Origin of the sequence: Natronospirillum sp., assembly GCF_022565775.1 — a bacterium.
Classification (GTDB): Bacteria; Pseudomonadota; Gammaproteobacteria; order Pseudomonadales; family Natronospirillaceae; genus Natronospirillum.
In genome coordinates this window covers 16,877-32,251 of record NZ_JAIUMC010000015.1, presented here as the reverse complement: position 1 = coordinate 32,251, position 15,375 = coordinate 16,877, and the positions used below count along the sequence as shown (strand labels likewise).

Below are 15,375 nucleotides of genomic sequence, written 5' to 3'. Positions count from 1 at the left end.
GTCATTGTCTTGTCAAATTCAGTCATTTTCCTGCTCCTGTTGTAGTGCTCGTGTCCATCAGAAATTGCGTTTGATCATGTCCTTGAATCGTGCCCATGCGCCGGGTCCTGCCGGCTTGGGTGCACGCTTCTTCCTGCCGGGACTGCTTCCCTGAGTCTCAAGCTGCTGCAGTCCGTGCAGCAGCAAGCCTACGCCGGTGGCGTAGATCGGGCTCTTTACCACATCGGACAAACCGGTTACCCCCGCCGGGTAAGCCAGTCGTACCGGCATGTGGAAAACCTCCTCAGCCAACTCCACGGCGCCTTCCATACGCGCCGTACCGCCCGTCAGGACGATGCCTGCCGGAATCAGTTCTTCATATCCGCTGCGCCGCAACTCGGCCTGAATCAGCGAAAACAATTCTTCGTAGCGGGGCTCCACCACCTCCGCCAGGGCCTGCCGCGACAGCTCACGCGGCGGCCGGTCGCCCACACTGGGCACCTTGATCGACTCATGGGCCCCGGCCAACTGCGCCAGCGCACAGGCATACTTCACCTTGATTTCTTCGGCATGCTGGGTCGGGGTGGCAAAGGCCATCGCAATGTCATTGGTTACCTGGTCGCCGGCAATCGGTATCACGGCGGTATGCTTGATGGCGCCCTCGGTGAAGATGGCGATATCTGTCGTGCCGCCACCGATATCCACCATGCAGACACCCAGTTCCTTCTCGTCGTCGGTCAGCACCGCATAGCTGGATGCCAGTTGCTCCAGGATGATCTGTTCGACTTCGAGCCCACAGCGCCGCACACACTTCTCTATGTTCTGCACCGCCGTCTCGGCTGCGGTCACCAGATGCACCTTGGCTTCCAGGCGCACACCGGACATGCCGAAGGGCTCCTTGATGCCTTCCTGGTTATCGATCAGGTATTCCTGCGGCAGAATATGCAGGATTTTCTGGTCAGCCGGGATGGCGACAGCCTGTGCCGCGTCAATGACCCGCTCCACATCTGCGGACTGCACTTCCTTGTCGCGAATGGCCACTATGCCGTGGCTGTTGAGACTGCGGATATGGCTGCCTGCGATGCCTACATGCACCGAGTGGATATCACAGCCGGACATCAGCTCGGCCTCTTCCACCGCCCGCTGAATGCTCTGCACCGTGGACTCGATATTGACTACCACGCCCTTTTTCATCCCATGGGCAGGGTGCGAGCCGAGGCCCACCACCTCAAGCCCGCTGTCTGCCGTTACCATGCCGACAATCGCCACCACCTTGGAGGTGCCGATATCCAGGCTGACAATCAGCTCTCCTTTATGCGCTGAACTCATGCTGCATCTCCTGATTTCCATGCCACGGCTACACCGTACTGGTAGCGCGCATCCAGCACGGCGATCTGATCCACCTGCTGGCCGTCATTGGTTGCTGCCAACACCCGCGCCACCCGGCGCGCGCGTTGGAGAATGTTGCGCTGACCCAGGCGCACCTGTATCCCGTTGTCCAGGGTCAGCTCCCAGGACCCCCGAGAGGCCAGCGTCAGCGCTTCAATTCGATAGCCCATGCCACTGAACATCTGACTGAAGCGCAGATAGTTCGCCATGACATCCTCCGCACGTCCGTCCGGGCCTGCCAGTCGGGGCAGATCGAAGCTCAGCTCACTGGGGCCGAACACCTCTCCCCGACTGTTGATAAAGGCGCCCTCGTTCCAGAACGCCAGCGGCGTCTGCTCGACCACGGATACTCTGACGCGGTCCGGCCACTGGCGCTCGAGGGTGACCTGGTACAGCCAGGGGAACTCGCGCAACGACTGCTCGATGTCCGGCAGTGACAGCTGCCAATAACTGTTATCCAGCGTCGCCAGATAGGACATGATCTCCTCCTCGTCCTGAAACAGCAGATCTCCTTCCAGGTCCCACTGCACTGTTTCCGGGGTCAGCCAGCGCACACCGAATACCAGGGCCACCGACAGCCCGACCACACTGACCATGACCGCCAGCGGGCGCAGAAACGACCAGTTGATCGCCGGCAATCGCACTTTCGGCAGGCGTGGCCTCGGCCACTGTTTTCTGCGTGTTGCGCCGCGCCGGGTCATGCCGTCACCTCCACCGTCTGCAGCAAACGCACGATCAGCGTCGGAAAGTCCATGCCAACTGCCTGTGCCGCCTTGGGCACCAGGCTGTGACTGGTCAGGCCGGGGATGGTATTGGCCTCCAGCAGCCAGAAGGTGCCGTCCTGGTCGCGCATGGCATCCACCCGGCCCCAGCCGCTGCAACCCAGGCAACTGAACGCTTCCAGCGACAGCTTCTTCAGCGCTTGCTCGTCAGCCTCGCTGAGCCCGGACGGCAGGTAATAGCGCGTGTCGTCTCTTTCGTATTTGGCCGCATAGTCATAGAAGCCATCGGCTGCTTCCATGCGGATCACCGGCAGCGCCTGCTCGCCGACTATCCCGACGGTATATTCCGGCCCGTCGATAAACCGTTCGGCAATCACCTCGCTGTCATAGCGGGCCGCATCTGCGAAACCGACGGCCAGATCGGCTGCGTTGTCGACAATGCTGATGCCCAGGGTTGACCCCTCCAGCACCGGCTTCACGACGGCCTTGCCGCCCAGTCTGATCAGCACGCCTTCCCAGTCGGTCTCCGGTGTCAGCACCACACTGTCGGCGGTCGGCAAGCCTGCACCGACCCAAACCCGCTTGGTCAGCAACTTGTTCATCGCAATGGCCGAGGCCGCCACACCACTGCCGCTGTAGGGGTAGCCAAAAGCTTCCAGCACGGCCTGAATATGACCGTCTTCGCCACCACGGCCGTGCAGGGCGATGAACACCCGCTGCGGCGCCCAGGCCCGCAGAGCCTCGATATAGTCGTCGGCTGTGTCTATGCCGCGCACGTCTGCCTGTACAGTCTGCAACGCTGCCAGCACCGCCTCACCGGACTGCAGGGACACCGGTCGTTCGGCCGAGGTGCCGCCATACAGCACCGCGATGCGGCCCAGCGCACTGACTTCTGCAGCAGTCACCGTCATACCTTGAACCCCAGTTCCTGCTCGGCCAGTTGAATGGCCAGCGCACCAATATCACCAGCGCCCTGGGCTATCACCAAGTCGCCGTCTTGCACCAGATTGGGCAATACCGTCAAAACCTCATTGCGATCTTCGACGAATACCGGCTCCACCTGGCCGCGCTGTCGAATACTGCGCGCCAGCGATCGACCGTCGGCACCCGGAATCGGCTCTTCACCGGCGGGATAGACCTCAAGCAGCACCAGCGCATCGACTTCTGACAACACACGCACGAAGTCTTCATAGAGATCCCGCGTCCGCGTAAAGCGATGGGGTTGGAACACCAGCACCAGCCTGCGGTCCGGCCAGGCGTGCCGAGCTGCTTCAATGGTGACCTGCAGCTCACGCGGGTGATGACCATAGTCATCCACCAGCATGATCTCGCCCTTGGGTGTCTTGAATTCACCTCTGATCTGGAAGCGACGCCCCACACCGGCAAATTTCTCCAGTGCCGCCACAATGGACTCATCGGGCACACCTTCGTCGGTCGCCATGGCCACCGTGGCTGTGGCATTGAGCACGTTGTGCAGACCCGGCATGCGCACCGCCATATCCAGGTCAGGCAATTGTCCCGGCCGGCTGATCCTGAAGCGGGTGCTGTAGGCATTCGCCTCGACATTCGAGATGCGGTAGTCAGCATCCTCGGAGAAGCCATAAGTAAGAATCGGACGACTGATGCGCGGCAGAATGGCCCGCACATGCTCATCATCGATACAGAGAATCGCCAAGCCGTAGAACGGCAGGTTGTGCAGAAACTGCACAAACGCATCTTTGACGTTCTCGAATTCCCCGTGATAGGTGTCCATATGGTCGGCGTCGATGTTGGTCACCACCGCCACCATGGGCTGCAGGTGCAGGAAGGACGCATCACTCTCGTCGGCCTCGGCTACCAGATAGCGTGAGGTGCCCAGGCGGGCATTGGTGCCGGCACTGGTCAGCTTGCCGCCAATCACGAAGGTCGGGTCCAGTCCGCCCTCTGCCAGTACCGAAGCCGCCAGACTGGTGGTGGTGGTCTTGCCATGGGTGCCGGCTACGGCAATGCCGTGACGGTAGCGCATCAACTCAGCCAGCATTTCGGCGCGCGGCACCACGGGTATCCGCTTTTTACGCGCGGCATCCACTTCAGGGTTGCCCTGCTGAATGGCCGAAGAGGTGACCACTACATGTACACCCTCTACATGGTCAGCGTCATGCCCGATATTGATGGTCACGCCCATCTTCATCAGGCGGCGCGTCACCGCACTGTGCTTGACATCCGAACCTGAGACTTCATAGCCCTGGTTGGCCAGCACTTCGGCGATGCCGCACATGCCAACGCCACCAATGCCGACAAAATGAATGCGGCGGATGCGGCGCATCTCCGGCACATCGTGCACGGTGATATTGGCTTCACGGTAGGTCATTGACGGATCTCCATACAGTCTTCCAGTACCGCCACCACAGCCCCGGTGGCGTCTGGTTGCCCGGCCGCGCGTGCAGCTCGCGCCCAGGTTTGCAAAACAGTCGGCCGCAGCGAATCCTGCAAGGCCGCACACAAGGTGTCGCGCGTCAGTTCGGACTGGGGCAGCAGCCGGGCGGCATGAACCCGCACCAGGCGCTCCGCATTCCTTGTCTGGTGGTCATCAATGGCGAACGGAAACGGAATCAACAGGCTGCCGACACCCACGGCCGACAACTCGGATACTGTCAGGGCGCCGGCTCTGGCCACCACCAGATCAGCCCAGCACAGGGCTTCAGCCATATCGTCAATGAACGGCTGAATCTCGGCAGTGACCTCTGCTTTCCGATAGGCCTGTCGCGTGGTCTCCTCATGGCGCCGGCCACATTGGTGCCGGACTTCCGGGCGCTGAGCTTCCGGCAGGTCGGCCAGAGCTTCCGGCACCAGTTGATTGATCGCCAGTGCCCCCTGACTGCCGCCCAGGATCAGCAGGCGCAATGGCTTGTGGTCGCCCGTGCCCCGCTCATCGGGGGGAGCGACGGCTACCAACTGGCTGCGAATCGGATTGCCCACGACTTGCGGCTCGAAGCGGTCGGGCAATGCGCCGGCAAAGGCACACAAACGCCGCTTCGCCACACGTGCCAGCCAGCGATTAGTGGTGCCCGCCACGGCGTTCTGTTCATGAATGACCAGCGGAATCCGCAGCATCCTGGCGGCCAGACCGCCCGGGCCGGCGGCAAAGCCCCCCATGCCCAGGACTACCGCCGGGCGCAGTCGGCGCAGCAGGCGCCAGGCCTGCAGCAGGGCATAGCACAACCGGAAGGGTGCCAGCAGCTTGGTGACCGGGCCGCGTCCGCGCACCCCGGCCACTGATAGATGGTGCAATGTCAGGCCCGCCGCCGGCACCACATCATTCTCGATGCCGCGCGCGGTGCCCAGCCAACTGACCCGATAGCCTTTCTGCTGCAGCGCTTCTGCCACCGCCAGACCCGGGAACACATGGCCTCCAGTGCCACCGGCCATGATCAACACCTGTGTGCCTGATTCGTTCATGCGTCCACCCCCTTGACCAGAGGTTCGGCAGAGGTCTCACTGTGCAATTCCAGCGACACCCGACTGACCAGGCCGACCATGGCGAAACACGTCAGCAGACTCGATCCGCCGTAACTGATAAACGGCAGAGTGAGGCCCTTGGTGGGCAGCAGACCGGTGTTCACACCAATATTGATAAAGATCTGCAGCGCAAAAATGATCACGACCCCATAACAGAGGTAAGCAGAGAAGGGATGCCCTGAGCGGTCGGCACGCCAGCCGATCCAGAGCATTCGACCTACCAGGGCGGACAACACCAGCAGCAGCAGGACCATGCCGAACAGACCAAACTCTTCGGCAATAATGGCGGTAATGAAATCGGTATGAGCCTCGGGCAGATAAAACAGCTTCTGCAAGCTGTTGCCGAGCCCGACCCCGAACCATTCGCCCCGACCAAAGGCGATCAGGGCCTGGGTCAACTGATAGCCGGATCCATAAACATTGCCTTCCGCCCAGGGATCCATGAAGGACAGCAGTCGCTGTACCCGGTAGGTCTGGGTGACCGCCATCAGACCGGCCGACATGATGGCCACGGCAATGGTGACGAAGAACTGGCCAGGCCGCACGCCACCCATGAACATCATGCCCATGATGGTGGCCATCAGAATGATGACAGCGCCAAAATCCGGCTGCGCGAGCAACAGGCTGGTGACCAGTGCCACCACCATCAGCGGCTTGAGGAAGCCGGCCCAACTGGTGCGGACTTCGTCCTGCCGGCGCACCAGATAGCCGGCGACATAGATCACCATGGCTACCTTCATGGCTTCACTGGGCTGTATGGTGATGACGCCCAGATGAATCCAGCGCCAGGAGCCATTGATCTCCCGTCCAATACCCGGAATAAGCACCAGTACCAGAGACACCAGACCGAACAGCAACAGCAGGCCGCTGATCCGATACCAAAATGCCAGCGGCAGATGCACCATCAGGGCGAAGGTCACCGCCCCCATGGCCAGATAGACGCCATGGCGGATCATCAGCGCGAAGCTGTCGCCATGAACCTGGGCTGCAAAATCCATCGAGGCGCTGGTAATCATCATCCAGCCAAACAGGGCCAGACCGAAGGTCAGAATCACCAGTGGCTGGTCGATGCGCGACCAGAGACTGCGATCGCCATCCAGATGCTTGCGCAATGACAGACTCAGGTTCATGAGGCCACCTCCCCGCCCGTCGGGGCCAGCGCCTGCACCTGGCTCACGAACGCCTGTCCGCGCGCCTCGAAACTGGCGAACTGGTCGAAACTGGCACAGGCTGGAGACAGCAGCACCCAATCGCCGGGCACAGCCCGCCGGTGTGCCGCAGTCAACGCCGCGTCGAGTGTGTCGTGGCGACCAATATCAGCCACCCCGTGGCACTCGGCGGCGAGAGCAATCTGTTCGCCATCCCGTCCGAAAGTCTGCAGCGCTACCTGCAGTCGGGCACAGGCTTCACCTAGCGAGTCAAAATCCGCCTGCTTGCCGTCACCGCCGGCCAGCAGATGCAGTTGCCCGGGGCATTCATCATGCAGGCCCTCGAGAGCGGCCAGCGTGGCACCGACATTGGTGCCTTTTGAGTCGTTGATGTAGGTCACCCCACCCACTTCACCTGCCCAGGCACAGCGGTGAGGCAACCCTTCAAATTCGGCCACGGCCTCAGTCATGGCCTTCAGTGGCCAACCCAGTAGCAGCCCGGCTGACAGGGCCGCCAGAATATTGAGCTGGCTGTGCCGGCCTTTCAGATACAGTCGATCCCAGGTATGCACCCGTTCCAGACCCTGGTAAAGGTGCAGCCCGGTCGCATCCCGCTCCAGACTGAGCACGCCGATATCACGACGCGTCAGGGAATAGATGCGGTGCGGCATCTGCTGGGACACCAGAGGGACGGTCAGCGGGTCATCGGCGTGCACCACAATCCCCTGACAGCCCTGGAAAATTCGGTGTTTGGCGGCGCGATAGGCCATCATGTCCGGATAGCGGTCAAGATGATCGGGGCTGATGTTCAGCACCATGGCCACATCAGCATTCAGCGCATGCGTCATTTCCAGTTGAAAACTCGACAATTCAAGGACCGCCAGGTCATGGGGCTCCTGCAGCAGGTCCAATGCCGGGCGCCCGATATTGCCACCCGCCAGCGCTCGCTTGCCTGCCTTTCTGCCCATGGCTTCGAGCAGACGCACGACCGTGCTCTTGCCATTAGAGCCAGTCACAGCAATTACCTTGGCGTCACTGTGCTGCCGATACAGGTCGATATCACTGACCAGCAGGGCGCCGCTGTTCAGTGCATGCTGGATATGCGGCTCTGACAGGGGCAGGCCGGGGCTAACGTAGAGCTCGTCTGCCTGCTCCAGCCAGTCGTCGCGCCAGCCACCGAAATGCAGGCGCTCGGGCGGGCACAAGGCACGGACCGCTTCGGCATAGGGCGGCGCTTCACGCGTGTCCAGCACGCGATAGGCCCTGCCCTGACCGGATAGCCAGGCGGCAATGCTGTGCCCGGTTTTACCCAGGCCCAGTATCAGTCGCTCTGTGTCAGTACCAATCATTTGCACCATTACCGTCTCGAATTGCCTCTCATCATCAACGCAGCTTCAGGGTGGACAGGCCGATCAGCACCAGAATCACGGTGATGATCCAAAAGCGCACAATGACGCGTGGTTCCGGCCAGCCCTTGAGTTCGTAGTGGTGATGCAGCGGCGCCATGCGGAATACCCGGCGCCCGGTCAACTTGTAACTGGCTACCTGAACAATCACTGACAGGGTCTCCGCCACGAAAACACCACCCATGATGAACAGCACGATTTCCTGGCGCGTGATCACCGCGATGACACCCAGTGCCGCGCCCAGGGCCAGGGCACCGACATCGCCCATGAACACCTGTGCCGGATAGGTGTTGAACCACAGGAAACCGAGTCCTGCGCCGACCAGGGCACCGCAGAAAATCAGCAGTTCGCCGGCCCCCGCCACGTAAGGAATCTGCAGGTATTCTGCAAACACCACATTGCCGCTGGCATAGGCGAATATACCCAGGGCACCACCCACCAGAATGGTGGGCACGATGGCCAGGCCATCGAGCCCGTCAGTCAGATTGACTGCGTTGCTCGAGCCCACAATGACGAAATAGGTCAGCACCACGAACCCAAAACCAAGCGGTATCATGATGTCCTTGAAAAAGGGCACAATCAGCGACGTTTCAATCGGCGTCTCGGCAAATCGGTACAGCAGCACTGCAGCAATCAGCCCGACCATGGACTGCCACAGATACTTCCAGCGCGCGGGCAGACCGCGCGCATTGCGCAGCACTACCTTCTTGTAGTCGTCCACCAGCCCGATCAGACCGAAGGCAGCGGTGACGCCGACCACGATCCAGACATAGAAGTTGGTCAGGTCTGACCACAGCAATGCCGCGCCCAGTACACAGACCAGAATCAGGGCGCCACCCATAGTGGGTGTACCAGCCTTGCTCAGATGGGATCTAGGCCCATCATCCCTTACGGACTGGCCGATCTGGTGTCGCTGCAGCATATTGATCACCCGAGCCCCGAACAACAGCGAGAGCCCGAGGGCCGTCAACACACTGAGAATGGTGCGCATGGTGAGATACCGCACCACCGACAGGGGCGAAAAGAATTCAGCCAACTGGGTCGCCAACCACAGAAACATCAGCGCGAGCCTCCCTTGTTCAATCTTTCGATCAGGGCTTCCATCACGGCTTCCATGGCGGATGAACGCGACCCCTTCACCAGTACCGAGCCTTTGCTTTCCTGGCCCACCAGTGCTGTAAGAGCAGAGATCACTTCCGCTCGCGTATTGAAATGCCGACCACTCTCGCCAAACGCCAGGCTGGCCGGCTCTGCTGTTTTGCCGACAGTCCAGAGGTGGTCTATGCGCTGCTGCGCGTAGGTGCCGATGCCACGCATCGCCTCTTCGGTGTGCTGGCCCAGTTCGCCCAACTCACCCAGAACCAGAATTCTCGGTGTTTGCGCTGTGGTCAGAACATCGATGGCGGCGCGTGCCGATTCAGGATTGGCGTTGTAGGCATCATCAATCAGCCGCCAGCCCTTGATCACTTTCGGAGCCAGACGACCAGGTACCGGACTGATGCCGGCGATCGCATCCAGCCAGAGGTGGTCTGGCAGTTTGAGCGCAACCATGACCGCAACTGCAGCCGCCAGGTTGGATACATTGTGCGCGCCCGCCAGAGGCAGGGTGACGGTATGTTCGAAATCCGGCCCGCTAAGCTGTACCAGAGTCCGATCAGGCTCGGCCTTGACACATTGCGCCGTTACATCAGCCTGTGGACCGCTGCCGAAACTGATCACGCGGCCGGGGGCTGCCCTGCACCACTGGTCATAGGCCGGGTCGTCCTGATTGAGTACCGCTACACCGTCCTTGTCCAGACCCTGCAGGATCTCGCCCTTGGCCGCGCGGATATGCTCGACAGAACCGAATTCGGCGAGATGGGCCGAGCCGGCATTGATGATGAGGGCCACATCGGGGCGCGACAGGCCGGTGGTGTAGGCGATTTCACCGACATGATTGGCGCCCAGCTCTACCACGGCATAATCGTGCTCCGGTGCCAGCCTGAGCAGTGTCTTGGGAACGCCGATATCATTGTTCAGGTTGCCCCTGGTCGCCATCGTATTGCCACAGGCACCGAGCAACGCAGAGAGAATTTCCTTGGTGGTAGTCTTGCCTGAACTGCCGGTGAGCGCCACCACGGATGCGCTTGAGAGTTGCCGATTGTGGGCGCCCAGGCGGCCCAGAGCCAGGCGCGTGTCAGGCACTATCCACTGGGGCAGCGGCAAGGTATCGGGGTGATCGACCACCAGCAGCGAGGCACCATGTTCATGGGCCGTCTGATTGAAGTCGTGACCATCGAAATTGGCACCACGCAGAGCCAGATAGGCGTCACCGGGCTGCAATGTGCGGGTATCAGTGCTGACATCACGCACCTGAGCCGGACCGGTTACCGCGGAACCCGGATAGAGCGAAACCAGTTCGGTGCTGTCGAGGAAACGCATCATGCAACGCCTCCCATCGCCTGCTGAACGGCGCCAAAATCCGAATAGGGGCGTCTCACGCCCTGGTCTTCCTGGTAATTCTCGTGCCCCTTGCCGGCCACTACGATGACGTCTCCGGCCTTGGTCGCGGCGATGGCCGCATGAATAGCGGCCGTCCGGTCAGCGATGACTTCAAAGGGCACATCTGTGGTCAATCCGGGCCGCATGTCACCAACAATACTGGCAAAGGATTCAGACCGGTTGTTGTCGCTGGTGAGCCATAGCCGATCTGCCTCGGCTGCCGCGGCAGCCGCCATTTGCGGGCGCTTGCCGCGGTCGCGATCACCACCACAGCCAAAGACACAGTGCAGCTCGCCCTCGGTGTGATGACGGGAGGCGCGCAGCGCTTTTTCCAGCGCATCCGGGGTATGGGCATAATCGATAATCACTACCGCCCCGTTGGGCAAGGGAACAGGTTGCATGCGGCCGGAGACTGGCTGCACGTCGGCCAGGGCGGCCTGGATCATCTTGCCGGTCAGGCCCAGCATGCCCAGCGCGCCGATGGTCACCGCCAGATTGGCCACATTGAAGTCGCCGATCAGACGCGTATCCGTCTGCAGCGGCCCCCAGGGCGTCACCCAATGCACCAGCAACCCTTCCGGACGCCGGCGAATATGGTTGGGTACCACACTGGCGGTGCCGCCGATTCGACCCGACACGCGCAACGAATCCTTGCGCCCCTGCGCCAGACGTAATCCCCAGCGATCATCAGTACAGATAACCGCTCGCTGGCTGCGTGCCGGATCAAACAACTTCTGCTTGGCGGCGAAATACTGCTCCATATCACCGTGGTAATCCAGATGGTCACGCGACAAGTGAGTGAAAAGAGCGACCCGAAAGCGCAGCCCGTCAACACGCCCCTGGTCGAGCGCATGACTGGAGACTTCCATTACCGCCCAGTCAGCCTGTTGATCAGACCAGTCGGCCAACAGCCTGTGGTTGGTCAGCACGTCCGGCGTGGTATTCAGGCCCCCTTCGAGGTCGGGCCAGAGCCCGACACCCAGAGTCCCGATCAACCCACAGCGGCCTTTGGTACTGAGCGCCTGAGCCACGTAGTGACTGATCGACGTCTTGCCATTGGTGCCGGTCACACCCACCAGCGACAGGGCACGTTCGTTGACGGCATACAGCGCCTCGGCCAATTGACCCAGACGCTGGCGCAGATCGGTTACCCAGAGCACACGCTCATTGCCTGAGTCCGGCGTAACCGGAAGCTGGGCCTGGCTCGCATGTTGGGCGTCTGCCTGCTCGGCAATCACCAGCACCCGTGGCTGCCCCAGCACCTGCTGAATAAAGTCCCGCCCGTCCACGGCGGCGCCGGGAAGTGCAACGAATACATCACCGGGCCTCACCAGTCGGCTGTCCAGAACCGCCTCACCGCCTGTCTGTTGCAGATGCTCCAGGGCCGTGCGCAACCAGTCAGTCATGCGCACCTCCTCGCTGCCCGGCGGTCAGCAATTGATCGGGGGTAGTGCCGATATGGGCCAGCGCAGCCTGCATGACTTCCGAGAACACAGGTCCGGCCACCGCACCACCGAAGTACTCCTCACCCCGCGGATTGTTGATCACTACGGAGACCACAAGCTCCGGGTTATCGGCGGGCGCATAACCGACGAACACGCCCCGGTAGGCATCCTCGTCATAGCCAGCCAGCCCTACCGTATGTGCAGTGCCGGTCTTGCCCGCCGCGGAGAACAGCGGCATGCGGGCTCGAGTTCCGGTGCCACCGTCCTGCATGGCGGCTTCCAGCATACGGCGCACATCCGTCATCACCGACTGCGGCATCACCCGGGTGGGCGGCGATTGAATACTTTGCTGCAGCAACCGTGGCGGCACCATGACGCCATCATTGGCAATGGCCGAATAGGCCTGTGCCAATTGCAGCGGCGTTGCCGTCATGCCGTAGCCGTAGGACTGCGTCGCCACCTGCACATCAGCCCAGCGCGAATAGTTGGGCAGACTGCCGGTAGCCTCACCCGGAAAGCCGACACCAATGGGTTGGCCGAACCCGAAACGATACAGGCTTGACCAGAGTCGCTCGCCCCCGAGGGCCAGAGCAATCTGGGTCATGCCCACATTCGACGAGTGCGCCATGATCCCGGTGACGTCCAACTCTCCGTAGTCGCGGAAATCGCGCACGACATGATCGCGCCCGACCGTCATTCGCCCCGGGGAGGTATCGAACCGATCACTGGCGGTCACCACGCCCTCGTTCAGCGCCCCGGCAATGGCCATGGTTTTCATGACACTGCCGGGCTCGACGGCATCGGTGATGGCCCGGTTGCGCAGGAATTCCGGTCGAATGGAACTGCGGTCATTCGGGTTGTAGGAGGGCTGATTGGCCATCGCCAGAATATCGCCCGTCCGCGGGTCCATGACCACGACCGAGGCCCAATCGGCCTGATGGCGCTGCCAGGCGCTTTTCAGGGCGCGATATACCTTGTACTGCAGGTCAAGATCGATGGTCAGTTGCAGATCCTGCCCTGGCTGAGGGGGCCGCACGGCCTCCACATGGCGCACTACCTGACCATTCAGATTCTGCAGCACGAGATTGCTGCCGGAGCGTCCGGACAGCATGTCGTTGTAGGCCAGTTCGATGCCTTCCTGGCCATGATCGTCAATGTTGGTGAAGCCAAGGATATGAGCGGTCACCTCGCCGGCCGGATAATAACGACGGTATTCCTGGCGGCCATAGACCCCGGGAATACCCAAGTCGAGGATCGCATTCGCCTGGTCAGGTGGTAGCTGACGGCGTACATAGAAGAAGGCCCGATGGATGCGATGCCGCTGCTCCAGGGTTTCCACACTGACACCCGCGGCCTCGGCCAGGCGCGGCAAATCCGCCGGATTCAACCGACGCGGGTCACCCCAAAGAGAAATGACCGGTGTGCTGACGGCCAGCGGTGTGCCATGACGGTCCAGAATCATACCTCGATGCGCACCGACCTCCACTTCACGGGCAGAGCGCATCTGCCCCTGATTGATCAGAAACTGGCGTTCCGCGACCTGCAGATAAACCACTCGCCCCAGCAGGGACGAGAAGAGCAGCAGAAGCGCGAAAACCACCATGTAGAGTCGCCACCGGGCTGTCATCGGGGCACCTCCGGCATTAGCTCAATCTGCTCCGTTGTCGGCGCGTCAAGGCCCAGCTCTCCAGCCCGCCGCTCCAGTATCATCGGCGCTGCCAGAGCACCCTGCTCCAGAGTCAGGCGCCCCCACTCCACCATCAGGTCGTCGTACTGGCGAGTCAGCATGTTCACTTCGGCATGCATCTCCCGAGTCTGATGGCTGCTGTAGACCACACCCAACCCACTCATCCAGACAGCGATCACCAACAATACCCAACCGGGACGAACGGTCATAGACGCTCCCCCGGCTGATCCTGCAGCCTTTCTGCCACGCGCAATACAGCGCTGCGCGACCGCGGGTTGCTGCGCACCTCGTCTTCGGTCGCCTTTTTGCCCTTAACCAGCACCTTGAGACGACGCCTGATGGCGGATTCCGGCAACGGCAACCCCTTGGGCACTGGTTCGCCTTGCGCTTCAAGGCGCATGAAGCGCTTCACCAGACGATCTTCCAGCGAATGAAAACTGATGACGACGAGTCGACCACCCGGCGAAAGGCGCTCTACAGCCGCCCGCAAGCCGGCCTGCAGGTCGTCCAGCTCACCATTGATATGTATGCGGATGGCCTGAAACACTCGGGTTGCCGGATGTTTATGCTTTTCCCAGCGCGGATTGGCCACCTTCACCACCTCGGCCAGGTCCAGGGTACGAGCGAAGGGTTCCTGCTGACGGCGTTCCACGATCGCCCGCGCCATGCGGCGGGAGAATCTCTCTTCACCGTATTGAAAGAAGACATCAGCCAGTTCGGATTCAGGCGCGGCATTGACCCACTCGGCAGCACTGATGCCCCGCGCCGGGTCCATGCGCATATCCAGCGGACCATCCTGCATGAAACTGAAACCGCGCGTTGCGTCATCCAGTTGCGGTGAAGACACGCCCAAATCCAGCAGCAGGCCGTCCAACCGGTCCATGCCCGCTTCGGCGCACAGTGATTCGAGGGCCGCAAAGGAGCCCTGAGCAATGGAAAAACGGGAATCCTCAGCCGCCAGAGCCTGACCTTCGGCGATAGCCTGCGGATCCTTGTCGATACCCAGCAGTTGCGCTCCCTCTCCGAGCTGCGCCAGCAATGCCCGGGAGTGCCCGCCGCGCCCGAAGGTGCCATCAATAAAGCAACCGGATGCCTGTGCCGCTCCGGGGTCGAGACCACCCCACCACTGGACTGCCTCGTCAAGCATTACGGAGACGTGCTGAGCTGCAGTCATAGCGACAACTCCTGCATGGCTTCCGGAATATCCATGGCGTCGTCTTGCAGATAGGCGTCACGACGCTCCTGCCAGTACTGCTCATCCCAGACTTCAAACTTGTTGCCCTGGCCGAGCAGCACCACTTTCTTGTCCAGCCGCGCATGGTCACGCAGAGGACCGGGCACCAGAATGCGGCCATTGCCGTCCATCTCGATGTCTGTCGCATGGCCAATCAGCAGGCGCTGAATTCGTCTTACGGCTCGGTTGTAGCTCGGCAATGCCTCGATTTTCTGCTGTATGACTTCCCACTCGTTCAGCGGGTAGAGCAGAAGGCAAAGCTCTTCAGTGTCAATAGTGAGTACCAACTCACCTTGGCAGGCCTGAGTGATCGCATCCCGAAATCTGGAGGGGATGGCCATTCTGCCTTTGCTGTCCATACTGAGCGCGTGTACACCGCGCAGCAT

General features: G+C 61.3%; 14 protein-coding genes. All 14 read right to left on the bottom strand.

The window, feature by feature from the left end:
• Positions 1 to 57 precede the first annotated feature (57 nt).
• From ftsA to mraZ, 14 genes are read right to left on the bottom strand one after another with little or no spacing between them, the layout of a single operon-like run.
• Entirely contained in the window at positions 58 to 1,308 is a 1,251-nt protein-coding gene (gene ftsA, locus LAT62_RS05350) for a cell division protein FtsA (RefSeq protein WP_293380077.1), read from the bottom strand.
• Positions 1,305 to 2,069: a cell division protein FtsQ/DivIB gene (locus LAT62_RS05345; protein WP_293380074.1), complete on the bottom strand. Its 765-nt coding sequence runs from the start codon at positions 2,067 to 2,069 to the stop codon at positions 1,305 to 1,307. Before LAT62_RS05345 ends, ftsA begins: the two co-directional genes overlap by 4 nt.
• Positions 2,066 to 3,001, bottom strand: a complete 936-nt coding sequence (locus LAT62_RS05340; RefSeq protein WP_293380071.1) for a D-alanine--D-alanine ligase — start codon at positions 2,999 to 3,001, stop codon at positions 2,066 to 2,068. The genes LAT62_RS05345 and LAT62_RS05340 overlap by 4 nt, the downstream gene beginning before the upstream one ends.
• Positions 2,998 to 4,440, bottom strand: coding sequence for a UDP-N-acetylmuramate--L-alanine ligase (gene murC, locus LAT62_RS05335; RefSeq protein ID WP_293380068.1), 1,443 nt, complete (start codon positions 4,438 to 4,440; stop codon positions 2,998 to 3,000). Before murC ends, LAT62_RS05340 begins: the two co-directional genes overlap by 4 nt.
• Positions 4,437 to 5,528 carry an undecaprenyldiphospho-muramoylpentapeptide beta-N-acetylglucosaminyltransferase gene (gene murG / locus LAT62_RS05330; protein ID WP_293380065.1) on the bottom strand — a complete coding sequence of 364 codons (1,092 nt, stop codon included), beginning with the start codon at positions 5,526 to 5,528 and terminating at the stop codon, positions 4,437 to 4,439. Before murG ends, murC begins: the two co-directional genes overlap by 4 nt.
• Positions 5,525 to 6,718: a putative lipid II flippase FtsW gene (gene ftsW, locus LAT62_RS05325; protein ID WP_293380062.1), complete on the bottom strand. Its 1,194-nt coding sequence runs from the start codon at positions 6,716 to 6,718 to the stop codon at positions 5,525 to 5,527. The genes murG and ftsW overlap by 4 nt, the downstream gene beginning before the upstream one ends.
• Positions 6,715 to 8,085, bottom strand: coding sequence for a UDP-N-acetylmuramoyl-L-alanine--D-glutamate ligase (murD, locus tag LAT62_RS05320; protein ID WP_293380059.1), 1,371 nt, complete (start codon positions 8,083 to 8,085; stop codon positions 6,715 to 6,717). The genes ftsW and murD overlap by 4 nt, the downstream gene beginning before the upstream one ends.
• A gap of 34 nt (positions 8,086 to 8,119) precedes the next feature.
• Positions 8,120 to 9,202, bottom strand: a complete 1,083-nt coding sequence (gene mraY / locus LAT62_RS05315) for a phospho-N-acetylmuramoyl-pentapeptide-transferase (RefSeq protein ID WP_293380056.1) — start codon at positions 9,200 to 9,202, stop codon at positions 8,120 to 8,122.
• On the bottom strand, positions 9,202 to 10,566 hold the full coding sequence (murF, locus tag LAT62_RS05310) for a UDP-N-acetylmuramoyl-tripeptide--D-alanyl-D-alanine ligase (protein ID WP_293380053.1): 1,365 nt from the start codon (positions 10,564 to 10,566) through the stop codon (positions 9,202 to 9,204). Before murF ends, mraY begins: the two co-directional genes overlap by 1 nt.
• Positions 10,563 to 12,029, bottom strand: coding sequence for a UDP-N-acetylmuramoyl-L-alanyl-D-glutamate--2,6-diaminopimelate ligase (locus tag LAT62_RS05305; protein ID WP_293380050.1), 1,467 nt, complete (start codon positions 12,027 to 12,029; stop codon positions 10,563 to 10,565). Before LAT62_RS05305 ends, murF begins: the two co-directional genes overlap by 4 nt.
• Complete coding sequence (locus LAT62_RS05300) at positions 12,022 to 13,695, bottom strand: penicillin-binding protein 2 (RefSeq protein ID WP_293380047.1); 1,674 nt, start codon at positions 13,693 to 13,695, stop codon at positions 12,022 to 12,024. Before LAT62_RS05300 ends, LAT62_RS05305 begins: the two co-directional genes overlap by 8 nt.
• Positions 13,692 to 13,964 (bottom strand): cell division protein FtsL, encoded by a 273-nt coding sequence (ftsL, locus tag LAT62_RS05295; RefSeq protein ID WP_293380044.1) that lies wholly within the window; start codon positions 13,962 to 13,964, stop codon positions 13,692 to 13,694. Before ftsL ends, LAT62_RS05300 begins: the two co-directional genes overlap by 4 nt.
• Positions 13,961 to 14,929, bottom strand: a complete 969-nt coding sequence (gene rsmH, locus LAT62_RS05290) for a 16S rRNA (cytosine(1402)-N(4))-methyltransferase RsmH (protein WP_293380041.1) — start codon at positions 14,927 to 14,929, stop codon at positions 13,961 to 13,963. Before rsmH ends, ftsL begins: the two co-directional genes overlap by 4 nt.
• Entirely contained in the window at positions 14,926 to 15,375 is a 450-nt protein-coding gene (gene mraZ / locus LAT62_RS05285; protein WP_293380129.1) for a division/cell wall cluster transcriptional repressor MraZ, read from the bottom strand. The genes rsmH and mraZ overlap by 4 nt, the downstream gene beginning before the upstream one ends.